Genomic DNA, 22,736 nt, shown 5'->3' with positions numbered 1-22,736 from the left:
CGTACCCCCACCGCGTGGACTCCCTCCTCCGCCTCGCGATCCACGGCACCAGACCCCGCTCGCTGATCCAGCCTGATCCGTCAGACACGCCCTAGCCCCGGCGGCGCTCCGCGCCGCGAAAACCGGTTGGTGCCGGGCGGCGCCCGCGGGTAGCGTCCCGGGTCATGTGCGCATTCGCAGGGGTCGCCCTGACCCGTATCCGCCGCTCCTAGCGGCGGATTCCCCCCTGTTCGCAGGGATTTTCGCCGCTTCAGCGCGTACGCGCCGGGCGGTCATCTCGTGGCGCCCGGCTACCTCGAAGCCGCGGAGACACCTTCCTTGCACTCGCACCACCAGCCCGGTCGTCATGAACTGGGCCAGAACTTCCTCGTCGACCGGGCCGTGATCGACACCTTCGTCCGTCTCGTGGGCCGCACCCATGGGCCGATCCTGGAGATCGGGCCGGGGGACGGCGCCCTCACCCTGCCGCTCCAGGGGCTGGGGCGCGAGCTGACCGCCGTGGAGATCGACGGCCGCCGGGCCGACCGGCTGCGCCGCCGTACCGGCCCCGCCACCACCGTCGTCACAGCGGACTTCCTGCGCCATCGCCAGTCCGGCGGCCCGCATGTCGTGGTCGGCAATCTGCCCTTCCACGCGACCACCGCGATGCTCCGCCGGATCCTGCGGGCCCCGGACTGGACCGATGCCGTCCTGCTGGTGCAGTGGGAGGTAGCCCGGCGCCGGGCCGGGGTCGGCGGGGCCACGCTGATGACCGCGCAATGGTGGCCCTGGTACGAGTTCGGGCTCGAAGGCCGGGTACCCGCGACCGCGTTCCGGCCCCGGCCGAACGTCGACGGGGGCCTGCTCACCATGGCCCGGCGCCCGCGCCCCCTCGTCGGGGAACGCGACCGGGCGGCGTATCAGGACCTGGTCGCCCGGGTGTTCAACGGGCGGGGGCGGGGACTGGCCCGGATCGTCGGCCACGCCGTACCCGAACTGCCCCGGCGGACCGTGGAGGGGTGGCTGCGGCACCACCGCGTCCCGGCCGACGCCCTGCCGAAGCACCTCACGGCCGGGGAGTGGGCCGAACTCCACGCGCTGCGCCGGGGCTGACCGGGCCGCTCCCCGGCCCGGCCGCACGGGGAACGGCCCCTCGGGGTAGGGCTGAGCGAGCCGGGAGGCATATTCGGTTGCCCACCAGGACGTTGGTGGATGCAATGACGGGCATGATGCGCCGGAGGGCCCGGCCTCGCCGCCCCGTGCTCCGGGCGGACCCGCCACCACATCCGGGAGATGCGCGCGAATGACCGATACGACCATGCCGCCATCGCCGTCCGTACGGATCGGCGCCCTCGTTCCCTTGACCCGGCCCGGCTGGGTGTCGGCCGGGCGGCAGCTCCTCGCCGGACTGGAACTCGGTGTCCACGAGGTCAATGAAGGCGGTGGGATCGACGGCAGACCCCTGGAGCTGGTCGTCCGGGACACCGCGGCCGATCCCGCCCGGGCCCAGGCCGCCGTGGACGAACTCGCCGGGCTCGGGGTGGCCGCCCTGGCGGGGGAGTACCACAGCGTCGTCGCCCGGACCGTCGCCACCAGGGCCGATGCCGTCGGCGTGCCGTATCTCTGCTCGTCGGCGGTGCTCGACGCGCTCACCGACCGGCCGGCCGAGGGGGTCGCGCGCCTCGCCCCGGCCCAGTCCCGGGGCTGGCGGATCTACGGGGACTTCCTGCTCGGCGCGGGCCATCGGCGGATCGCCGTGGCGACCATGCCGAGTGTCTACTGGGCGACCGGGACCCGGGTGCTGCGGGACCATTTCGCGGCCCACGGCGGTACGGTCGTCGAACTCGGCCCGGATCCCCGCACCCCCGAGGCCCTCTGCGACGAACTCGCCGGAAGCGGCGTTACGGCGCTGCTGCTGCTCGTCGGCCATCCCGACCCGGCCGTGGAGATCGTTACCGCCGTTCGCCGGGATCCGAGGCTCGGCGGGCTGCTGATCGGTGCCCCCGCCGGACAGCCCGAACTCCCCGAATGGGCGGAGCTGCTGGGGGACGACGGCACCGCGATCCCCTTCCTCCGATATCTCCCGGAGCGGTTCGGACCCCTCGGCGTACGCGTCGAGGCCGCGCTCCGCGAACGGCTGGGCGCGGCACCCTCCTTCGTCGCCTTCGAGGGGTACGACACGATCGCCGTCCTCGCCGAACTGCTGCGGACCCGGGGCACCGACCGGGCGCGGATCGCCGCGGGCTGGCCGGAGGTCGAGACCGAGGGCACCCGGGGACGGATCCGCTTCTCCCGCCCGCCGGGGATCGACATCTGGCAGTGGGCCTGGTCCCCGATCCAGGTCGCCGACCGGGATCCGGCCGAACCGGGTCGCTTCCGGGTGCTCCACACCGGCTGACGGGTGAAAGGGGGGGCGGAGTGAGGTGGGTGAGGGCTGAAGGCTTATCGATTTCCCTCGCCCCGCCCGCCACTTCTGTAACTCTCCTCTCATCCGGCTCGATTACTTCGGGTAGCTCACCTCTCTCAGGCGCCCCGTGTGAACGTCGAAGACAAAGCCACGGATGGAGTGCTTATGCGGAATGAAAGGGTCCGCTTCGATCCGGCGGATCGACTGCCGGACGTCGTCGTCCAGATCGACGAAGGACTCCGGTGACCACGGCGGACGGATTCCCGCTTCGGTCGCCAGCTCCGCTTTGAATTCATCGTCTTTGAAGGACTGCATTCCGCAGTCGGTATGATGGATCAGCATGATCCTGCGGGTGCCGAGCAGTCGCTGGCTGATCACCAGGGACCGAATGGCGTCCTCCGTCACGGCGCCGCCCCCGTTCCGCACGATATGGGCGTCGCCCTCCTTGAGGCCCAGGATCGCGAAGATGTCCAGCCTGGCATCCATGCAGGCCACGACGGCCAGCCGACGAGCCGGCGGCAGGGCGTGCGGGCCGCCGAACGAGGCCGCGTATCTGACGTTGTTGGCGAGATACTCGTCCACCACGGTGAGCTCGGTGTCTTCGCGTGTATCTGGCATCGAATTCTCTCAATTCCGGAAGCCGGACAGCGTTGTCCGGAGAGGTGCGTTTTCCGTCCCCCGGGAGAACGTACCCAGCCGAAATTCGAACAGGAAAGTTTCTGGCGTGAATACGCCACCGACGGACCAGAGCGGCGGGTCGGCTTCACATCTGATCCGAAGAAGGGCGAAAGTCTACTGGTGTAGACCTCTTGTGCGGCCGGTGGTGACACGGTTACGTTGCTTCCCGCATTGAGCCCTTCCCCGGGGAAACGTCACTTCTGTAGTCGAACAGAGGAGTTGCGTCCATGGTGAAACGTCTCGGACTCGCCTTCGCGACCGTCGCCGCGTCCTTCGGTCTCGTTCTCTCCACCGCCCCCACCTCGTCCGCGACTTTCGTGTGGTACGTCCACAGCCACCACTCCACCTCGGCTTCCTGCCACGCCACGGGCCAGGCGGGCGCCCCTAACTGGGGTGTGATCTACCGATGTGATCCCTTCCCCTACAAGCCCGGTGTGTGGGAGCTCTGGGTCCGGCGCTGACCCCGCGCGACCCCCGCGCGGTCTCCCGTACGCACGGACGGCCGTCCTCCGCGCCCCCCTGCGGAGGCGGTCGGCGCACCCCCGGACGGACGACCGGAGGAACGACCGGAGGAACGACCGGGCGAGACGTTCTAACCCGCCTCGGCGATCGCCTCCACCGGGGCGACCGTGAGCCCGGACGGCGACGCCACCGTTCCGCCCCGGGCCGCCGGAGGCGCCGTACGGCCCCGGGCGAACTCCCGCTCGTAGCCGGGACCGCCCAGCTCCGCGCGGGCACCCGCCTCCACCCGGGCCACATCGCCCCGTTCCCCCGGCGGCAGCGGTACGCCCACCGACTCCCGGAGCGCTGCCGCCGTGCCCAGCAGAGCCGCGGCCCGCGCGGCGCCGCCCGACAGCAGCCGGGCCGCCGCCAGCCCCTCCAGGGCCAGGGCCACCGCCCGGGGATCGCCCCCGGCGCGCGCCACCGCCAGGCCCTCCGACTGGAGCCGCAGCGCCTCCCCGGCCAGCCCCCGGGCCTCGGCGACGAAACCCAGCTCCGCCAGGACCAGCGGCGGCACCTCCGGCTCGTACCCCATCTCCCCGTGCAGCCGTACCACGGTCCGCAGATGCTCCTCGGCGTCCCCGAGCCGCCCCTCGCGCCGGGCGCCCAGCGCCAGCCCGGTCTCCGCGTACTGCTCGCCGAAGACATCGCCCTGCTCCACGGCCAGCCGCCGGGCCCGTTCGTGCAGTTCGCGGCAGCGGGACAGGTCCCCGGTCAGCAGGGCGATCCGGCCGAGCCCGGAGAGCTGGAACGACACATCGGGCCAGAGCCCCAGCTCCTCCGCCGTCCGCAGCCCGTCCCGGTAGAGCCGGGCCGCGTACGCGTACTCGCCCAGCGCCTCCGCCCTGGTCTGGAGCGCCACCAGCGCCTGCAACCGCCCCCAGCCGTCGCCCAGCTCGCCGAAGAGCGCGAGACTCCGCTCCCCCTGGTCGCGGACCGCCGTGAAGTCGCCCCGCAGCTTCGCCTGGAACGCCAGACTCGCCAGCGCCGCCGCCGTGCCCCAGGTGTCGCCCAGCCGCCGGAACCCGGCCAGTGCCGCCTCCGCCAGCTCACGGCCGGGGCCCGGGTCCCCGATGCCGTAGAGATGGGAGCCCAGGAACCAGCGCGCCCAGGCCAGTCCGGCCGGGTCCGGTACGCCGTCGTACGCCGACAGCGCCGCGCGGTACCCGGCCTCCGGGTCCGCCGTACCGCCCAGGGCCAGCCGCATCCCGCCCAGCCGCGCGGCCGCCGCCGCGACCATCCGCCGCCGCTCCGGCCACGAGGGGGCCGAAGCCGTCGCCTCGGCGGCCGGCCCGCCATCCGGTTCGTCCGCGACACCCGCGAAATCCGCGGCGGCCCGTCCATGGTGCCCGGCCGCGGAATCCGCACGCACCGCTCCTGGGAGCCGGATAACGGAATCGGTGGCCGGAGCGTCGTACGGCGACGGATTCCGTACGACCGCCCGCACGGCCGCCGCCGGGCCGTGGCCCGCCGGGGCCGATCCGTACCCCGTCGCCGCCGCGACCGCCAGGGCCCGGTCCAGCCGGCGGGCCGCCTCCGCGTACCGGCCGCGCAACCGCCAGTACCAGGTCAGGGCGTTGACCAGCCGGAGCGCCCGGTCCGCGTCGCCGTCCCGTTCGGCACCGTCCAGCGCCGTACGGAAATTCGCCTGCTCGGCGTCGAGCAGCCGCAGCCACTGCCGCTGGCCGTGCCCCCGCAGACGCGGCTCCGCCCGCTCGGCGAACGCCGTGTAGTAGTCCCGGTGCCGGATCCGGGCGCCGGCCAGTTCGCCGTGGTCCCGCAGCCGGTCCAGCCCGTATGCGGAGACCGACTCCAACAGCCGGTACCTGGGCCCGTCCGCGGTGTCCGCGACCACCACCAGTGACGCCTCCACCAGCCGGGCCAGCAGCTCCAGCACCTCGGGCCGCGCCACGCCGTCACCCGGGCAGACGGCCTCCGCCGCCGCCGGACCGCAGCCGTCGGCATGGACCGCGAGCCGCCGCAGCACCGCGCGCTCCGGCTCCCCGAGCAGCTCCCAGCTCCAGTCGAGGACCGCCCGCAGGGTGCGCTGCCGGGCGGGCGCGCCCCGCACCCCCGGACCCAGGACGTGGAAGCGGTCGTCCAGCCGGGCCGCCAACTCGGCCGGACCCAGCACCCGTACCCGGGTCGCGGCCATCTCCAGGGCCAGCGGCAGACCGTCGAGCCGACGGCAGATCGCCGCCACCGCGTCGGCGTCGGCCGGGCCGATCACCGGCCGGGCCGCCGCCGCCCGGGCCCGCTCCGTGAACAGGGCCGCCGCGTCCGCCCCGGCCAGCGGTGCCACCTCGCGCAGCCACTCCCCGGCGACCCGTAGCGGCGACTGCCCGGTGGCCAGCACCGTCAGACCGGGCGCCACCGGCAGCAACTCCGCCACCAGCGCGGCGACCGGCTCCACCACATGCTCGACATTGTCGAGGACCAGCAGCGCCGGACGGTCGCCCAGCGCCGCCGCGATCCGGTCCGCCGCCGACGGCGGACCCGGGGTGCCGTCGCCGGTCGCCGTGACGATGTCGTCCCGTACCCCCAGCACCTCCGCGACCAGTTCGGCGGGGGCGGTGTCCCCGGGATCCGCCGCCGGGGCCAGCGCCGCCAGTTCCACCAGCCGTACGCCGCCCGGGAACGCGGACTCCGCACCGGCCGCGACCGCCAGCGCCAGCCGGGTCTTGCCCACCCCGCCCGGACCGGTCAGCGTCACCAGCCGATGCCGGGTCAGGACCGTCCGCAGCTCCGTGATGTCGTCGTCCCGGCCGATCAGCCCGGTCAGCGGGCGGGGCAGATTCGACGGCGGCCGGGCCGAGGTCGTGGCCGGCGCCGGTACGGCGACCAGCGCCGGGTCCTGGGCGAGCACGGCCCGGTGCAGGGCGGCCAGTTCGGGGCCCGGATCCACCCCCAGCTCGTCGGCGAGCCGCCGCCTCAGCTCGGTGTAGCTGCTCAGCGCCGCGTCCTGCCGCCCGGCCAGATACAGGGCCCGGACATGCGCCGTACGCAGCCGCTCCCGCAGCGGGTGAAGGGCCACCAGCTCGCCGAGATCATCGGCGACCAGGGCGTGTTCGCCCAGTTCGAGCCGGGTCTCGGCCTGCTCCTCCAGGACCGTGAGCCGCTGTTCGGCCAGGCGTACGGCATCGGCCCGGACGAACTCCTCGTCGGCGAAGTCGGCGAAGGCCGGGCCGCGCCAGAGCGACAGCGCCTCGGCGAAGAGCGCGGCACGGTCCCGCGGACCGGCCGCCGCCCGGGCCCGGGCCGTCAGCTCCGTGAAACGGTCCGCGTCCACGGAGCCGCCGCCGGTCAGCAGTTCGTACCCCGGGGCACGGGAGACGACGAGTTCCCGGCCGCCGGGCTCGGCGGCCTCCAGCGCGCGGCGCAGTTGCCAGACCTTGTTCTGGAGCGCGGCGGCCGGATTGCCGGGCGGCCGGCCGCCCCAGACGTCGGCGACCAGCCGGTCGGCGGAGACCGGCCGCCCCCGGTGCGCCAGCAGGGCCGCGAGCAGGGCCCGCACTTTCGACTCGGGCACCCGCACCGCCCGTCCGTCGGACGTCCGGACGGTCAGCGGGCCGAGCACTCCGAAGAACATGCCCTCACGCTAACCGGGCCTCGCCGCGCCCCGCATCGGACCTTCGACCTGGTCACCGAGTCGTACGCCTCCGGAAGCCCGCCCCCGGACCGGGACCGGGAGTGCGGCGAGAGCCGTCGAGAGCGGACCGGGAGGGAACCGAGAGCGCCGCCGCGCACGCTGGGGCTCCGCCGACGACCTCCTCGGAAGGAAGACCATGTCCTCGACCCCGACACCCGATCCGGCCCCGGGTACGGCACCCCCGAAGGCCGGAGCCAGGGAGTGGGCCGGGCTCGCCGTACTCGCCCTGCCCACCCTGCTGCTCGCCCTCGACCAGAGCGTCCTGTTCCTGGCGCTGCCGCATCTCGCCGAATCCCTCGCCCCGACCGGCACCCAAACTCTGTGGATCATGGACATCTACGGGTTCATGATGGCGGGCTTCCTGGTCACCATGGGCACCCTCGGCGACCGGATCGGCCGCCGGAAGCTGCTGATGGCCGGGGCCGTCGCGGTCGGTGCCGCGTCCCTGCTGGCCGCCTTCTCGACCAGTGCCGAGATGCTGATCGTCACCCGCGCCCTGCTCGGGATCGCCGCCGCGACCCTGATGCCGTCCACCCTGGCGCTGATCGGCAACATGTTCCGCGATCCGCACCAGCGGGGCCGGGCCATCGCCGTCTGGGCCAGCTGTTTCATGGGCGGTACGGCGCTCGGGCCGGTCGTCGGCGGGGTGCTCCTGGAGTACTTCTGGTGGGGTTCGGTCTTCGTCCTCGGCGTCCCCGTGATGCTGGTCCTGCTGGTCGCCGCCCCGCTCGTACTGCCCGAGTACAAGGACCCTGACGGCGGGCGGATGGATCTGCCGAGCGTGCTGCTCTCCCTCGGCGCGATCCTGCCGGTGATCTACGGGCTGAAGGAGATCGCCCGGGCGGGCTGGGAGCCGGGCGCCCTGCTCGCCATGGCCGCCGGGACCTCGGTCGGCGCGCTCTTCGTCGCCCGGCAGCGCCGGCTCAGCCATCCCCTGCTCGACCTGGGGCTCTTCCGGCACGCGGCGCTGGCGTCCTGGCTGCTGATCCTGCTGCTCACCATGGCCGGGATGGGCGGTATGTATCTCTTCATCACCGGCTATCTCCAGATGGTGGAGGGGCTTTCGCCGTTCGAGGCCGGGGCGTGGATGGTGCCGTCGGCGCTGGCGTCCGTCGTCGCCGCGACCCTCGCGCCCACCCTGACCCGGCGGCTGCCGATGGGCGCGGTCATCGGCGGCGGCCTCGGTCTCACCGCGACCGGCTATCTGGTGATCGCGTTCGTCGATCCGGCCGGTGGACTGCCGCTGCTGGTCACCGGCTTCGTCATCAGCTTCTTCGGGACGGGGCCGATCGGCGCCCTGGGGACCAATCTCGTGGTCGGCTCGGCCCCGCCGGGGAAGAGCGGATCGGCCGCGTCGCTGGGGGAGACCAGCGGTGAGTTCGGGGTCTCCTTCGGGCTGGCCGCCTTCGGCAGCCTCGGCGGGGCGCTCTACACCGCAGGGATCGAGGTGCCCGACGGGCTCACGGCCGAGCAGGCGGAGGCCGTACGCGGGGGGATCGAGGGCGCCCTGACGGTGGCCGGACAACTGCCGGGCGGGCTCGGTGGCCAGGTCGCGGCGGCGGCCCGGGAGGCGTACACGAGCGGGCTGAACGTGGTCGCCGTGGTCTGTGCCGCCCTGGCCGTGGTCACCGCCGTGGCCGCCGCGACCGCGTTGCGGCGGGTCGGCGCGACGGGCCGGGAGGCCCCGGCCGCGACGGATCAGCCGGACCCGGACCCGGGCGCGACGAAGGGCCCGGAGCGGACCGGTGCCCCGAGCCGCTGAGGCGCAGCCTCCCGTACCCCGCCGCCGGTACGTCCGCGCCCGCCGGGCGGGCGCGAACGGTCACCGGCGGCGTTCGGCGGCGGGGTACGGCGGCGGTTCACCGGACGCGGTGGTACGTCCGCACCACCACCCCGTTGCCGAAGGCGCGGACCTCGTCCAGGGCGAAGTCGGCGAGGGAGGCCGCGGATCCGAACATCGGCATCCCCGAGCCGTAGACGATCGGATAGGTCTTGATCACCAGTTCGTCGATCTCGTCGATCAGCTCTCCGGCGATCTCCGAACCGCCGCAGAGCCAAATGCCCAGTCCGCCCTCCTCGGCCTTCAGCTCGCGGATCCGGCCGACCGGGTCGGTGCCGATCAGCTCCACATTGGGGTGCGGCGATTCGGTGAGGGTGCGGGTGACGACGTACTCCCGCAGATGCCCGTACGGGCTGGGCAGCTCCGCGTCGAGGGCGAGCTGATAGCTGCCCCGCCCCTGGATCACGGTGTCGTACCGCTTGTTCGGGGAGTCGAAGCCGAGCAGCCGCCGTCCCTCGGCGGAGATCGTCTCGGGGTAGTCGCCGGTGAGATGGGCGAGCACCTCCTCGTCCACGTACTTCATCATCGCGCTCGCGTCGCCCGAGGGGTCGCCGATGAAGCCGTCGATGGAGCAGGCGATGAAGTAGGTGAGCTTGCGCAAGCGCGTGCCTTTCGTCGGATGACTGCGAAGGGCGGCCGGCGGATAGGCGGCGCCCGGGGTCCGGATCGCCGGGGCGTCCGAACCACTTCATTCATAGTGCTCCATCTGTAGTGGTTGCGCAAGGGGATTCCGCCGGAGCCCTGGAAACCGGGGGCGGTGGGCGGGGCGCACGGGCCGGGGATACGACGACGGCGGGGCCGGACCCCTGATGGGTCCGGCCCCGCCGTCATGACAGCTCGGCCGCGTATCGCCGGCGACTACGTCCGTACGGGCCATATCCCGCGCCGCCGCTCCGGCTCGCGGACCGGCACCTTCGGCAACTGGTGCGGCAGCGATCCGTACCAGAGGTACGAGACCAGGAAGCCGACCCCCAGGCAGAGCACCCCGCCCACCGCGTCCAGCCAGAAGTGGTTGGCCGTCGCCACGATCACCACCAGCGTGACGGTCGGATAGAGCAGTCCGAGGATCTTCGCCCAGGGCGCCCTGGCCACCACGAAGATGATCAGCCCGCACCAGAGCGACCAGCCGATATGCATCGACGGCATCGCCGCGTACTGGTTCGACATGTTCTTCAGATCGCCCGAGGCCATCGAACCCCAGGTCTCGTGGACCAGGACGGTGTCGATATAGCCCTGCCCCTCCATCAGTCGAGGGGGAGCGAGCGGATACAGGTAGTAACCGACCAGGGCGACCGCCGTGGTGGCGAAGAGCACCAGCCGGGCCGCCGCGTACCGCCCCGGATGCAGGCGGTAGAGCCACACCAGGACGCCGATGGTCACGATGAAGTGGAGCGTGGCGTAGTAGTAGTTCATCGTCACGATCAGCCATGTCACGGAGTTCACCGCATGGTTGACCGCATGCTCGAAGTCGAGGCCCAGGGCCCGCTCGGCGCTCAGGATCCAGTCCGCGTTCTCCAGTGCCTTCGCCTTCTGCTCCGGCACGGCGTTGCGGATCAGCGAATACGTCCAGTAACTCACCGCGATCAGCAGGATCTCGAACCATATCCGCGGGCGGCGGGGCGAGCGCAGCTCCTTGAACCGCGCGAACCGCGAACGCGGCGCCTCGGCGGCCCCAAGGGCCCCTCGCGCCTCGGTGGCCTCGTCGGTCGCCATGGGTGACGTGCCGGTGGTCCGGCCTTCGATGGTCTTCACGGTCGTTTCACCCATGGGACGAGAGTCTGCCAGATACACGCCCACCGACCGATCATCCCTCGGTCCCGTTCGGGGCGCACACTCTCCACCCTGCGGACGACACCGGGGGCGGGATCCTCTCGGGGATCGCCCTGGTCAGGAATGTCCGCCGCCCCCGGAGGGGAGGCCGTCGAGTCGTGTACCACCAGCTCGGGCAGGCAGACGGAACCACTGTACGCGGCCGAAGCGGAACCGGGGAGGTCCGGGCGGGACCCCGGGGCCGGGTACGGAACCCTGCCGCGGCCCGGCCGCCCTCCGGCGGGTACGCGGAGTGCCGGGTCCGTCTCAGACCGCCCACCAGACGCAGGCCGCGCCCGGGATCCGGACCGTATCCCCGCCGAACTCCAGGGCCGCCGAAGAGAGCAGCGGACGGCCCGGGACCGGCAGTTCCGCCTCCGTGTCCAGGGTGTTCAGGGTGCAGACCACCCCGGGCCTGGCGAAGGCCAGCACCCCGGCCGGGGCCGCCAGCCACTCCAGGGCGCCGTCGCCGAGGCCGGGCAGCTCCTTGCGGAGCGCCAGCGCCGAGCGGTAGAGCTCCAGCGTCGACCGCGGGTCGCCGGTCTGGGCGGCCACCGAGAGCCCCGCCCAGACCGGGGGCTGCGGCAGCCAGCTGCCGCCGGGTCCGAAGCCGTACGGCGTACTCGTCCCCGACCAGGGGATCGGCACCCGGCACCCGTCGCGGAGCCCGTCCTGGCCGTCGCCCCGGAAGAACGCCGGGTCCTGGCGGACGGCGTCCGGCAGCTCGGTGACCTCCGGCAGCCCCAGCTCCTCGCCCTGGTAGAGATAGGCCGAGCCGGGCAGCGCCAGGGTGAGCAGCGCGGCGGCCCTGGCCCGGCGCAGCCCCCGCTCCCCGCCGCCGTAGCGGGTGGTGTGCCGGACCACGTCGTGGTTGGAGAGCACCCAGGTCGTCGGGGCTCCCACCGACGCGGTGGCCGCCAGGGAGTCGTCGATCACCCGGCGCATCGCCCCGGCGTCCCAGGCGCAGGTGAGGAACTGGAAGTTGAACGCCTGGTGCAGTTCGTCGGGGCGGACGTAGAGCGCCAGCCGTTCCGAGGTCGGCGCCCAGGCCTCGGCGACCCCGATCCGCTGCCCGTCGTACCCGTCGAGCAGCCGCCGCCAGGCGCGGTGGATCTCGTGGACGCCGTCCTGGTCGAAGAAGGGCAGGACCTGGGCGCCGATCAGCTTCGCCTGCTCCCGCAGCCCGATGTCCGGCAGCCCCGCCGCCTTGACCATGCCGTGGGCGACATCGATCCGGAAGCCGTCGACACCGAGGTCGAGCCAGAACCGGAGGACGGAGTCGAACTCCTCCCGGACGGCCGGACTGTCCCAGTTGAGATCGGGCTGCTCGGGGGCGAAGAGATGGAGGTACCAGGCGCCGTCGCCGGTCCTGGTCCAGGCCGGGCCGCCGAAGACCGACTCCCAGTCGTTGGGCGGCAGCGCGCCGTCCGGGCCGCGCCCCGGCCGGAAGTGGTAGAGCGCCCGCTCGGGGGCGTCGGGGCCGCCGTCGAGGGCGGCCCGGAACCAGGGGTGCCGGTCGGAGGTGTGGTTGGGCACGATGTCGACGATCACCCGCAGCCCCAGCCGGTGGGCCTCGCGGACCAGGTCGTCGGCGTCGGCGAGGACACCGAAGAGGGGATCCACGGCCCGGTAGTCCGCCACGTCGTAGCCGCCGTCGGCCTGCGGCGACGCGTAGAAGGGGGTGAGCCAGACGGCGTCGACACCGAGCCCGGCGAGATGGGGGAGCCGGTCGCGGACGCCCCGCAGATCGCCGATGCCGTCACCGTCGCTGTCGGCGAACGAGCGTACGTACACCTGGTAGATGACGGCGTCCCGCCACCAGTCGGACGAGACGGCGGGGGAGTGGTCGCGACGGATGGGAGCAAGCTCCTGGGTCATGTACGTTCCCTCTGAAATCTATGGAAACAGTTATCAGCGGTGTCAACTGTGAACTGTGGTGATCTATGGGGATGTCGGCCGATGTGCGGCAGGTACCGGGGAGGTTCTGCCCCGTACGCCGATGGTCAACGCGCATCGTCCCGGCGTGGATACGGTCCGGGCGCGCGGGAGCTCGCCAAAAACGTCCGGCGGGAACCCGGCGGGAACCCGGCGGGCCCCGGCGGGACTTCCGGGGGACGGCCGGGAATCGGCCGCGCGGGACCGCGACCGCGCGCGGGGGCCGGCCGGGGTTCGGCGACGGGTGTACGGGTACGCCGCCTCGCACCAGGACGCCCGGCGGTCGCCGTGGTGATGGTGGTCGGGCCGGTTATCGCGGCGGCGGTACGGCCCCCGCCGAGGCCGCGAGCGGATCCGTACGCGGCCCGGTACGAGGTTCGGCTCGTGGGTCCGGAAGCGGTTCGGTACGCGGATCCGGTGCCGACGGCACCAGCCGCAGCAGCCGTCCCAGCAACTGCCCGAACGGCCCGTCCGCGGGCTCGTCCGTGAGCACCCCGCTGACCAGGGCCGCCATCTCGTCGTCGTAGGCGGCGCTCACCGCGCACAGCGCCGCGAAGTCATGGACGAGCTGAACCTCCAGCTCGCCGCGGGGGATCCGCCGCCCGTCCAGCCACTGGAGGGCCGTCGACTCGGCCAGCGACACCCAGGACCGGATCACCAGCGCCAGCCGTACCGGCGGCTCGGCGATCCCCAGATGGGACAGGATCTGCTCGTACGCGGCCTGCCGCACCTCGTCGATCATCGCCTTGGCCCTGGTCGAACCGACCGCGGGCCCACCGCGCATCAGGGCCGAGAACCCGGGGCCGTGCTCGTCCACGAAGTCGAAGTAGCGGCGCATCACCCGCAGCAGCCGGGCGCCCAGCGGCCCCTCGTACGGCTCCTCGAACCGGCGCGCCAGATCGTCGGCGGCCCGGCGCAGCGCGGCCTCGTACAGGCTCTGCTTGCCGGGGAAGTAGTGATAGACGAGCGGCCGGGAGATCCCGGCGGCGGAGGCGATCTCGTCGATGGAGACCTCGTCGGGCGAGCGGGCGCTGAAGAGTTCCAGCGCCACGCCGATCAACTGCTGTCTGCGCTCCTCGACGCCCATCCTGCGGCGCACCCCGGTCGTCATGACCACCAGCGTACCCATGGGGGTGCGTTCATCTGTTCTAGAGGTGGCACGCCGGCGGCCCCGGCGGCCCGGCCGGTACGACCGGACCTCGCCGGTATGACTGGAACCCCGCCGGTACGGCCGGACTTCACCGTCATGACCGCGCGCCGCCGGTACGACCGCGCCCAGGCGGTATGACCGGACCGGGCCTACCGCAGCGACCAGCCGCTGAACCGTACGGTCCCGCGCGCCCCGCTGCCTCCGTTCATGGCCGTCATGAAGAACCCGACGTCCTGGCCGTACGCCGCCCCGGGCGCGGTCACCGTGGCGATCGTCCGCCAGGTCGCGCCCTCGTCGGACGACAGCTCCCCGGTGTATGCCGTACCGGGGCCCCGGGTCAGCCGCAGCAGGACCGGTGCCTTGACGCCGGTGATCCGCCGGTAGGTGTCGAGGGTGCCGTCGCCGTTGGAGTCGTACGAGAGCACCACGCCCTGGCCCGGGGTGACCGCCAGATTGACGAACCCGGGCGCCCCCGGCCGGTCGAGACCGTTCCTGGCGATGATCCCGGCCCGGGCCCAGCCGCTGGTGGCGGCCTGCGCGTCGACCCGGACCACCGCGACGGAGCCGGGCCGGAAGACCCCCGCCCGGTAGGCCGTACCGAAGTGCGCGGTACCCCGCCACAGGTCGGTCCCGCCGCCGTTGACCGCGAACCGGTCGGCGAACTGGCCGAAGACGGCCGCGTTGGTGCTGTGGGTACGCCAGCCCGCGGCGAGCGGGGCCGCGACATGCGCCTCGCCCTTCTGGGTCACCGACACGGTCTCCCCGCCCGCGGGCCCGTACCGCACCTTCAGCCGGTACGGCAGCGCCCGCAGCGGCTCGGTCAGCGGTTCGGCCGGGGCCGTGACCGGCCAGGACACCGAACCCGTCGAGCCCGCGGCGACCCCGGCCAGGCTCCGGGCGGCGGGCGCGCCGGGCGACAGTCGGGCACCGGTGAGCGTCAGTTCGACCTTGCCGGTGGCCGAGAGCCCGCTGAGGTTGCGGAAGACGGCGGTGAGCCGCCCCGTACCGCCGGGCCGGAAGGCGGGCGGGTCCGTCGTCACCGTCGTCACCCCCTGGTAGGGCGCGGCGGCCAGCGCGTCCCTGACCCGGACGGCGGTCCGGTACGCGTCCCCGGTCGGCGCGGTCGGATAGGACCCGCGGCCCTCGGTCCACGCCTTCTCGGCCGGATACCAGTCGAACGTCTTCCGGGCCCGCCCGGCCGCCAGGGCGTCCCCGGCCTCGGTCAGGAACGCCTCCCACTGGGGGATGTGGACATCGGCGATCAGCCCGTTCCAGTCGCGGTTGGCGTAGTTGGAGAGCGCGTCGGCGGCCGACCGGTCCGCCCAGGTGGTGATCAGCGTCCGGGCGGTCCGCTCCAGCACCGCCGCCTCCGCCGGGCTGGTCGCCAGCCGTTTGGCGTCCTCCAGCCACGGGCCGAGCAGGAAGGAACGGTGGCAGCCCGCCATGGTGTCGGCGAGTTTCATCAGCCGCAGCCAGAGCGCCGCGACCCCCCGGAACGCGGTCACGTCACGGCTCGCGTGGGCGGCCCGCAACGCGAACTGGAGGGTGCGCGAACGATTCGCCAGCGCCTGCCGCGCCAACTCGGTCACATCGTGCCGGTAGGTGTCGGAGCCCCGCAGCCCCGAACCCGCCTCCAGCAGCTTCGCGAAGGCCCGGTCGAAGCCCGCCGGGTCGAACGCCGTCCCGATGGCCGATGTCAGACTCGGCCGCCGCAGGAAGTGCGAGTCGTGCGGCCGGCCGTCCGTACTGGTCAGCTTGTACGCCGTGGCCGCCAGCGCGCCGAACGCGGCCTCGGCCGCCGGATCGGCGGCCCCGTAGCGGATCCGCGCGTACTCCCGGAACCAGGCGTCCCGGTCGATCTTCTCCCGCCGCCACGCCAGCTCCGAGAAGAGTTCGAGGGCCGCCGGATCCCGCTCGGCCGCCTCCGGCATGTACGCGGTGCCCGCCAGCGCGCTGCCCGGCCGGTCCCGCCACGCGGTGAACCGGGCCGTCCAGCGGTCGGTGTTCGCGCCCATCGTGGTCCGGCCGCCGAAGTTGGGGATGGTGCCGAAGGCGTACGGCGTACCGCCCCACTCGGCCTCCCGGTCGGTGGTGGTGTCCAGGTCGGAGAGCCCGTCGACGATGAGTACCCGGTCGGTGTCGATCGCCTCCAGCAGGGCCCGCCGGGGGTTCGCCTGCCAGCCGAGGATCACCCAGGTCGCGGCCGGGCTCGCGGCGCGCAACGCCCGCTCCACGGCCCGTGCCGCGTCCGGCACGGGGACGTCCCCGGCGCTGCCGCCCTCGTGCAGCAGATCCATCTTGAACATGTCGCAGCCGCCGAACAGGGCGCGCTGGTGCCGGTAGAACGCCGCGGCGACCTCGGGGAAGACCGCCGTACGCGGATCGAGCCAGTCGGGGCGGCGCAGCCCGTTCCACACCCCCTGGGGGATCACCCGGGCGCCGGTATTGCGGGCGGCGAAGCCGTCGGGGACCGTACCGAAGTAGCCGGGGAACACCGGCCGCATGCCCAGTTCGCGCAGCCGGTCGGCGATCCTGCGGCCCAGCCGGACCCGGGCCGCGAGAAGTTCGGCGGAGACCGGGCCGCCGTACTCGCTCATGTTCTGGAGCAGCCACCACGCCTGGTGGGAGGGGGCCGGGAGCCAAGTCCTGGCCTCGGCGGCGGAGTAGCCGAAGTCCGTCAGCAGCCGCTGGTAGACGGCCTCCTGGCCGGGGGTGACCAGGACCTCGTTGCAGCCGTGCAGGGCGAGGACGTCGATCAGCCGCTCCCAGCGGGCCCAGTCCGCGTAGGGGGCGGTATAGCCGTCATGGGTGTCGTTGCAGGCGAACCGGTGCGGTACGGTCGCCGACCGCTCCAGCGCCGCGCGGGGCGCGGGCAGCTTCTCCGGCAGCCCCAGCCGACTGCCGGACCAGGAGATATGGGCCCGGCAGACATATTTGAGATACCAGTGGACCCCGGTCAGGACGACCGCGGGCGAGGTGCCCGCGACCGCGATCCGGCCGGTCTCACCGGTCACCGAGAAACGTTCCGGCCCGTCGGTCAGGGAGAGCCTGAACTGCTCGGCGTGCCGGGGCAGCAGCCGCCGTACCGCCGCCTGCGCCGCGGCGACCGAGGGCGCGGCGGCGGATGCGGCGCGGTGCGGCGGATGACCGGTGGGGGTCGTACGGGGGGCGGTGGCGGCGGCGGACCCGGCGACGGCGGCGCTCGCGCCGACCGCTCCCGCGGTGCCCAGAACCGTACGTCTCGACAGCTCCAGCATCAGGCTCCTTGGCGCGAAACGATGTAACCCGTGTCACAGAGGTTTCGCCGCGCACGTTACCCGCCGTTCGCCCCCGCGCCCGGCCGCGGCGCGCCCCGCCACCACCGCGCCACCCGCCCGCTACTCCTGCGCCCCTGCACGCACCCTCAGTTGTGCCGCCGTCAATCCCCGGGGCCCGGGGGCGGTGAGGGCCCTCAGGCGCTCCGGGTCAGCTCCGCGCGCCCCGGTCCAGATACGCCAGCACCGCCAGCACCCGCCGGTTGTCGTCGTCGGACACCGGAAGCCCCAGCTTCGCGAAGATATTGGAGGTGTGCTTGGCCACCGCCCGCTCCGTGACCACCAGCTGCGCCGCTATCGCCGCGTTGGACCGGCCCTGCGCCATCAGCTCCATCACCTCCAGCTCCCTCGGGGTGAGTCCGCCCATCGGCCGGTCCTGCGCCCGCCGCGACAGCAGTTGCGAGATCACCTGCGGATCCATCGCCGTACCGCCCCGCGCCACCCGCCGGACCGCGTCCACGAACTGGTCCGCGTCGAAGACCCGGTCCTTCAGCAGATAGCCGACCCCGCCGTCCCCGTCGGCCAGCAGCTCCCGCGCGTACAACTGCTCCACGTGCTGGGAGAGCACCAGGACCGGCAGCCCCGGCCGGGCCCGCCGGGCCGCCAGCGCGCACTGCAGACCCTCGTCGGTGTGGGAGGGCGGCAGCCGGACGTCGACCACCGCGACGTCCGGCTCCAGCTCGGCCAGGGCCCGGCTCAGCTCGGGACCGGTCTCGACGGCCGCGAGGATCTCGAAGTCGTACGCCTCCAGCAGCCGTACCAGACCGTCGCGGAGCAGAAACAGGTCTTCGGCTAGGACAACGCGCAAGGAATCTCCATGGTGACCATGGTGGGACCGCCCGCGGGAGAGCTGACGGCCAGGACGCCGTCGAATGTACCGAGCCGCCGCTCCACCCCGCTCAGCCCCGATCCGGCGCCGACCACCGCCCCGCCCCGGCCGTCGTCGGTGACCGCGATCCGCAGCGCGCCCCGCTCGTACGAGATGTCCACCCAGATCCGGCTCGCGCCCGCGTGCTTCACCGCGTTGGTGAGCGTCTCACTGACCGCGAAGTACGCCGCCGACTCCACCGGCGCCGCCATCCGGCCCGGCAGCTCCACGTCCACCTCGGCCGGTACCGGCAGCCGCAGCGCCAGCGCCTTCACCGCGTCCCCCAGCCCCCGCTCCGCGAGTACCGGCGGATGGATGCCGCGGACCAGGTCCCGCAGCTCCGTCAGCGCCTCCGCCGACGACTCCCGCGCCTTGGCGATCAGCCGCTTCGCCCGCGCCGGGTCCTTCTCGACCAGCGCCTCGATCGCGCCCAGGTTCATCCCCATCGCCACCAGCCGGGCCTGGGCCCCGTCGTGCAGATCCCGCTCGATCCGGCGCAGCTCGGCCGCCGAGGAGTCCAGCGCGTCGTGCCGGGTCTCCGTCAGCCGGTCGATCCGCCGCTCCAACTGCTCCTGCCGGTCCGGGGTGAGTACCGCCGCCACCACCAGGAAGTGCGCCCGGACCAGCTGCGGGCCGAACGCGAGCCCCAGGGCCAGCAGCCCGCCGCCGACCAGCCCGGCGAGCAGGGCCGTACCCCAGCCGCCGACCGGTACGAAGGTGAACCAGTGGGGCTCCTCCAGCGCCGTCACCGGCACCCACAGGCCACCGGCGAGCAGCAGCCCGTACACCCCGTGTGCGGCCAGGCCGAAGGCGAGCAGGGCGATGATCGCCCCCGCCGTCATGTCCACCAGCAGCCACAGCAGATCACGCCAGGTCGCGGCGTCCTTCAACAGCAGCGCGCACCGCTCGACCTGTCCTGTGATCCCGGTCCGCAGATCGCGGGGGAAGGGGCGGTACGAGGCGGGGATCCGGATCCCCGTCCAGCGGGCCGCCAGCAGCCGCCGCTGCCCCGCGTGGGTCCGGACGAGCCGAAGCAGGGGCGGGGTGGCGAACACGCCCACTCCCACGGGTATCAGGGCGATCGAGACCACGGTCAGGACGAACAGGGCGACCGAGCCGACCAGGGCGTACAGCCCCAGGACCAGCCCCCGCGCCGGGGCCGTCAGCAGCGCGCGCGCCCGGCCGCCGGGCGCCGTCCGCTCCCCGCCGGACCCGGACCCGGACCCGGACCCGGAGCCGGAGCCGGGGCCCGCCGCTCCCGCCCCGGCCCATGTCCTGTCGGTCGTTCCCATGCCCCGTTCCCCCTCGTCCTGTTCGCGGCCCGTCAGTCATACATATGAGCCGTCCGCCGGTCGTACGCCAGTCATACGCCGGCCGCCCGCCAGTCATACCGCAGCCGCCCGCAGCCGACCTCGCGACCGCTGATCGTCACACCCTCCAGTCTCCGCCCCGGCGCCGGACCCGGCACTGGTCCGGGCCCCCGGCCGGGGGTGTTGCCAGCACCACCCCCGGGACCTCGCCCTATGGCTCCGGACAGGGGCCCCTGACGGCTGGGGCCGCCCCGTACCCGGTTCATAACGTCGGACCCGAACCGAAACCGGCGATCCGACCAGGGGGCCCAGCACCATGAGACCGAATCTCGCCGCACGCGTCGGCATGTGGAGCGCGCACCACCGCAAGACCGCGGTCATCGGCTGGCTGCTCTTCGTCGTCCTCGCCACCGTCGGCGGAGGCTCCGCCGGGCTGATCGAGATGTCCGAGTCCGAAGGCGGCGCCGGTGACTCCGCCCGGGCCGAGAGGATCCTGGAGGACACCGGTCTCGCGGCCCCCGCCGGTGAACTCGTCCTGATCAGCAGCCGGACCGAGGGCGGCTGGAAGGCCACCGCGACCGAACTGGCCCGGACCGTCGCCGCCACCGGCGAGACCGCCCGGATCGAACCGCCCCTCCCGTCGGCCGACGGTACGGAGGCCCTGATCCGGATCGAGATGAAGGGCGACCCCGAGACCGCGGGCGACCGGGTCGAACCCGTCCTCGACGCGGTCCGGACCGCCGCCGACGGCCGGGAGGGCGTCGAGGTCCACCAGTTCGGCCGGGCCAGCGCCGACAAATGGCTCAACGACCTGCTCGCCGACGACTTCAAGAAGGCCGAGTTCACCGCCGTACCCCTCGCCCTCGGCATTCTGCTCGTCGCCTTCGGCACGGTCGTCGCCGCGCTGCTCCCCGTCGCCCTGGCGCTCACCGCCTGCGCCGCCGCCTTCGGACTGCTCACCCTCGCCAGCCACCAGCTCCATCTCTTCCAGACCACCTACTCGGTGATGTTCCTGATGGGCCTGGCCGTCGGCGTCGACTACTGCCTCTTCTACCTGCGGCGGGAGCGCGACGAGCGGGCCGCGGGCCGGGACCCCGAGACGGCGCTCCGGATCGCCGCCGCCACCAGCGGCCGGGCCGTACTCGTCTCCGGTATCACCGTGATGCTCGCGATGGCCGGGATGTTCCTCTCCGGGATGCTGCTCTTCGAAGGGTTCGCCCTCGCCACCATCATCGTCGTACTGATCGCCGTCATCGGCTCCGTCACCGTGCTGCCCGCCCTGCTGGCCTGGCTCGGCGACCGGGTCGACGCCGGACGGATCCCCCTGCTCCACCGCCGGGGCAGGCGGGCCCGCGCCGGCGGCACCCTCGCGGCCCCGCTGCTGCGGCCCGTCCTCGCCCGGCCCGGACTCTTCGCCGTCCTCGGCACCGTACTGATGCTCGCCCTGGCCGCCCCCGCGATCGGGATGAAGACCGAGCAGCTCGGCATGGAGAAGCAGTTCGGCTCCGACTCGGCGCTCACCGTCGCCCACACCGCGATCACCGGGAGCTTCCCCGGCGGACCCGACCCGGCCCGGATCGTCGTCGAGGCCGACGACATCGACGCGGCGCCCGTCCGCGCGGCCCTGGCCGGTTTCGACTCCGGCCGGGTCACCGTCCACCGGACCGAGGACATCGCCCTGATCGAGGTACCGCTGCCCGGCGACGGCAGCGACCGGCGCTCCCGCGACGCCCTCACCGAACTGCGCGAACGTACCGTCCCGGCGGCGTTCGACGGCACCGGGGCGAAGGCGTACGTCACCGGAGAACTGGCCGAGTCCGTCGACTTCAACGAGAAGCTGAAGGACGGCATCCTGCCGGTCTTCGTGTTCATCACCGCCGTGACGTTCCTGGTGATGCTGTTCTGCTTCCGCTCCTATGTCGTCGCCGTCACGTCGATCCTGCTCAATCTGCTCTCGGTGGCGGCCGCGTACGGGGTGATGGTCGCCGTCTTCCAGCACGGGATCGGGGCGTCGCTGCTGGGTACGGAGAAGGTGGGCGCCATCGAGAGCTGGCTGCCGCTCTTCGTCCTCGTCGTCCTCTTCGGACTCTCCATGGACTACCACGTCTTCGTGGTCTCCCGGATCCGCGAGAGCCGCGACCGGGGCGCCGACAACCGGACCGCCATCGCCGACGGCATCGCCCGTACGGCGGGCGCGGTCACCGGCGCGGCGGTGATCATGGTGGCGGTCTTCGCGGTCTTCGGCACGCTGACCATGCAGTCGATGAAGCAGATGGGTGTGGGGCTGGCGGTGGCGGTGCTGCTCGACGCGACGGTGGTACGGATGGTGCTGCTGCCGTCGGTGATGTCGCTGCTCGGCGAACGGAACTGGAGGACGCCCCGGCTCCTCCGCCGCCTCCCGGTCGTGGAGCACGGCGACCCGGCCCCGGCCCCTGCCCCGGACCTGGCTTCGGCTTCGGCTTCGGCTTCGGCTTCGAAGGATCCTGTCTCCTCCTAGGTTCCGCCGGGTTCCGTCAGGTTCCGGACCATGGGTCACGCCCGCGTCAGCAGTGTCCGGCGCGGGCGTGACGACGTTCTTCGGGTTCCGGGTCCGGGACCGGCTCGTGACCAGACGGCGGCCAGGGCGCCGGGGGTGCACCCGGCGAAGGCGCGGACGTCGCGGTGGAGGTGGGACCGGTCGGCATAGCCGTACGCCAGGGCGACCTCCGCGGCGTTCCCGCCCGCCCGCAGGGCCCGGGCGGCCCGGTCGAAGCGGACCAGCATGGCGGCACGTTTGGGGGTGAGGCCGATCTGCTCGCCGAACCGGGACCACAGCCGCTTACGGCTCCATCCGCAGGACATGGCGAGGTCGTCCACCCGGACCCGGCCGCCGTGCGCCACGATCGTGTGCCAAGCGCCGGCGACCTCGGGGGTCGTCGAGGGACCCCGGGCGGCCCGCCGGGCCAGGAACTCGCCGATCAGCGTGAAACGTTCCGGCCAGCCGGTGGCGGCCGCCACTCGTTCGCGCAGCTGCCGTTCCTGCCGCCCCCACGGGTCCGCCGGGCCGACGACCGTCCCCTCCAGTTCGTACGGCGCCACACCCAGCAACGCGTAGGCGGCGCCGGGCGACAGGGACATCTCGACGCACTCGACGTCCCGGCCCCCGACCCGCGCGGGACCGGGCGACAACGACGCGACCAGGCTCGTGCTCGGGCTCGAACCCCTAGGGCGTGTCCGGAAAGTAGCGCCGTCCGCCCGGAGGGCGGGGCCTGCGGCGTCCGGTGCGTGCAATCGCAAGGCGGAGGGTTTCCCTCGTA

15 protein-coding genes are annotated in these 22,736 nt (G+C 73.3%); 5 read left to right on the top strand and 10 right to left on the bottom strand.

The window, feature by feature from the left end:
- Positions 1–318 precede the first annotated feature (318 nt).
- Positions 319–1,092, top strand: a complete 774-nt coding sequence (gene erm, locus ABZ714_RS32980; RefSeq protein WP_358829049.1) for a 23S ribosomal RNA methyltransferase Erm — start codon at positions 319–321, stop codon at positions 1,090–1,092.
- Positions 1,093–1,282: 190 nt separating this feature from the next.
- Entirely contained in the window at positions 1,283–2,377 is a 1,095-nt protein-coding gene (locus ABZ714_RS32975) for an ABC transporter substrate-binding protein (protein WP_358829048.1), read from the top strand.
- Between the two features lie 102 nt (positions 2,378–2,479).
- On the opposite strand, the gene ABZ714_RS32970 is transcribed toward ABZ714_RS32975, so the two are convergent.
- A complete protein-coding gene (locus ABZ714_RS32970) occupies positions 2,480–3,004 on the bottom strand; it encodes a carbonic anhydrase (protein ID WP_358829047.1) in 525 nt (174 codons plus the stop codon).
- 287 nt (positions 3,005–3,291) lie between these two features.
- Here ABZ714_RS32970 and ABZ714_RS32965 point away from each other — a divergent pair, with 287 nt between their 5' ends.
- Positions 3,292–3,525, top strand: coding sequence for a hypothetical protein (locus tag ABZ714_RS32965; protein WP_358829046.1), 234 nt, complete (start codon positions 3,292–3,294; stop codon positions 3,523–3,525).
- Between the two features lie 131 nt (positions 3,526–3,656).
- Here the strand turns inward: ABZ714_RS32965 and ABZ714_RS32960 are convergent, their stop codons facing one another.
- Positions 3,657–7,154 (bottom strand): BTAD domain-containing putative transcriptional regulator, encoded by a 3,498-nt coding sequence (locus tag ABZ714_RS32960; RefSeq protein WP_358829045.1) that lies wholly within the window; start codon positions 7,152–7,154, stop codon positions 3,657–3,659.
- A gap of 196 nt (positions 7,155–7,350) precedes the next feature.
- Here ABZ714_RS32960 and ABZ714_RS32955 point away from each other — a divergent pair, with 196 nt between their 5' ends.
- The gene (locus ABZ714_RS32955) at positions 7,351–8,976 is read left to right on the top strand and encodes an MFS transporter (protein ID WP_358829044.1); all 1,626 of its coding nucleotides are present in this window, start codon (positions 7,351–7,353) and stop codon (positions 8,974–8,976) included.
- Positions 8,977–9,073: 97 nt separating this feature from the next.
- Here the strand turns inward: ABZ714_RS32955 and ABZ714_RS32950 are convergent, their stop codons facing one another.
- The 7 genes from ABZ714_RS32950 to ABZ714_RS32920 all read right to left on the bottom strand — a co-directional run bounded on the left by ABZ714_RS32950 (position 9,074) and on the right by ABZ714_RS32920 (position 19,422).
- Entirely contained in the window at positions 9,074–9,655 is a 582-nt protein-coding gene (locus tag ABZ714_RS32950; protein WP_358829043.1) for a dihydrofolate reductase family protein, read from the bottom strand.
- Between the two features lie 257 nt (positions 9,656–9,912).
- Positions 9,913–10,821 (bottom strand): phosphatase PAP2 family protein, encoded by a 909-nt coding sequence (locus tag ABZ714_RS32945; RefSeq protein ID WP_358829042.1) that lies wholly within the window; start codon positions 10,819–10,821, stop codon positions 9,913–9,915.
- Positions 10,822–11,130: 309 nt separating this feature from the next.
- Entirely contained in the window at positions 11,131–12,741 is a 1,611-nt protein-coding gene (locus tag ABZ714_RS32940; RefSeq protein ID WP_358829041.1) for a glycoside hydrolase family 13 protein, read from the bottom strand.
- 367 nt (positions 12,742–13,108) lie between these two features.
- Positions 13,109–13,909 carry a TetR/AcrR family transcriptional regulator gene (locus tag ABZ714_RS32935; RefSeq protein WP_358829040.1) on the bottom strand — a complete coding sequence of 267 codons (801 nt, stop codon included), beginning with the start codon at positions 13,907–13,909 and terminating at the stop codon, positions 13,109–13,111.
- A gap of 188 nt (positions 13,910–14,097) precedes the next feature.
- Positions 14,098–17,205 (bottom strand): alpha-N-acetylglucosaminidase, encoded by a 3,108-nt coding sequence (locus ABZ714_RS32930; protein WP_358829039.1) that lies wholly within the window; start codon positions 17,203–17,205, stop codon positions 14,098–14,100.
- Positions 17,206–17,413: 208 nt separating this feature from the next.
- Positions 17,414–18,070 (bottom strand): response regulator transcription factor, encoded by a 657-nt coding sequence (locus ABZ714_RS32925; RefSeq protein ID WP_358829038.1) that lies wholly within the window; start codon positions 18,068–18,070, stop codon positions 17,414–17,416.
- Positions 18,055–19,422, bottom strand: a complete 1,368-nt coding sequence (locus ABZ714_RS32920; RefSeq protein ID WP_358829037.1) for a histidine kinase — start codon at positions 19,420–19,422, stop codon at positions 18,055–18,057. Before ABZ714_RS32920 ends, ABZ714_RS32925 begins: the two co-directional genes overlap by 16 nt.
- A 334-nt stretch (positions 19,423–19,756) precedes the next feature.
- On the opposite strand from ABZ714_RS32920, the gene ABZ714_RS32915 reads away from it, so the two are divergent.
- Positions 19,757–21,937: an MMPL family transporter gene (locus tag ABZ714_RS32915; RefSeq protein WP_358829036.1), complete on the top strand. Its 2,181-nt coding sequence runs from the start codon at positions 19,757–19,759 to the stop codon at positions 21,935–21,937.
- Between the two features lie 35 nt (positions 21,938–21,972).
- Here ABZ714_RS32915 and ABZ714_RS32910 read toward each other — a convergent pair whose 3' ends face one another.
- On the bottom strand, positions 21,973–22,557 hold the full coding sequence (locus ABZ714_RS32910) for an AraC family transcriptional regulator (protein WP_358829035.1): 585 nt from the start codon (positions 22,555–22,557) through the stop codon (positions 21,973–21,975).
- Positions 22,558–22,736: the final 179 nt, after the last annotated feature.

The organism is Streptomyces sp. NPDC006798, from assembly GCF_040635975.1.
Taxonomy (GTDB): domain Bacteria; phylum Actinomycetota; class Actinomycetes; order Streptomycetales; family Streptomycetaceae; genus Streptomyces.
Note: the sequence above shows the minus strand (reverse complement) of the source record. Positions and strands in the feature narration are given on the sequence as shown.

Bases quoted from the DNA above. Each gene is read 5' to 3' on its own strand.
- ABZ714_RS32975 (WP_358829048.1), top strand. From the start codon at position 1,283: ATGACCGATACGACCATGCCGCCATCGCCGTCCGTACGGATCGGCGCC.
- ABZ714_RS32970 (WP_358829047.1), bottom strand. From the start codon at position 3,004: ATGCCAGATACACGCGAAGACACCGAGCTCACCGTGGTGGACGAGTAT.
- ABZ714_RS32965 (WP_358829046.1), top strand. From the start codon at position 3,292: ATGGTGAAACGTCTCGGACTCGCCTTCGCGACCGTCGCCGCGTCCTTC.
- ABZ714_RS32960 (WP_358829045.1), bottom strand. From the start codon at position 7,154: ATGTTCTTCGGAGTGCTCGGCCCGCTGACCGTCCGGACGTCCGACGGA.
- ABZ714_RS32955 (WP_358829044.1), top strand. From the start codon at position 7,351: ATGTCCTCGACCCCGACACCCGATCCGGCCCCGGGTACGGCACCCCCG.
- ABZ714_RS32945 (WP_358829042.1), bottom strand. From the start codon at position 10,821: ATGGGTGAAACGACCGTGAAGACCATCGAAGGCCGGACCACCGGCACG.
- ABZ714_RS32940 (WP_358829041.1), bottom strand. From the start codon at position 12,741: ATGACCCAGGAGCTTGCTCCCATCCGTCGCGACCACTCCCCCGCCGTC.
- ABZ714_RS32935 (WP_358829040.1), bottom strand. From the start codon at position 13,909: ATGACGACCGGGGTGCGCCGCAGGATGGGCGTCGAGGAGCGCAGACAG.
- ABZ714_RS32930 (WP_358829039.1), bottom strand. From the start codon at position 17,205: ATGCTGGAGCTGTCGAGACGTACGGTTCTGGGCACCGCGGGAGCGGTC.
- ABZ714_RS32920 (WP_358829037.1), bottom strand. From the start codon at position 19,422: ATGGGAACGACCGACAGGACATGGGCCGGGGCGGGAGCGGCGGGCCCC.
- ABZ714_RS32915 (WP_358829036.1), top strand. From the start codon at position 19,757: ATGAGACCGAATCTCGCCGCACGCGTCGGCATGTGGAGCGCGCACCAC.
- ABZ714_RS32910 (WP_358829035.1), bottom strand. From the start codon at position 22,557: ATGTCCCTGTCGCCCGGCGCCGCCTACGCGTTGCTGGGTGTGGCGCCG.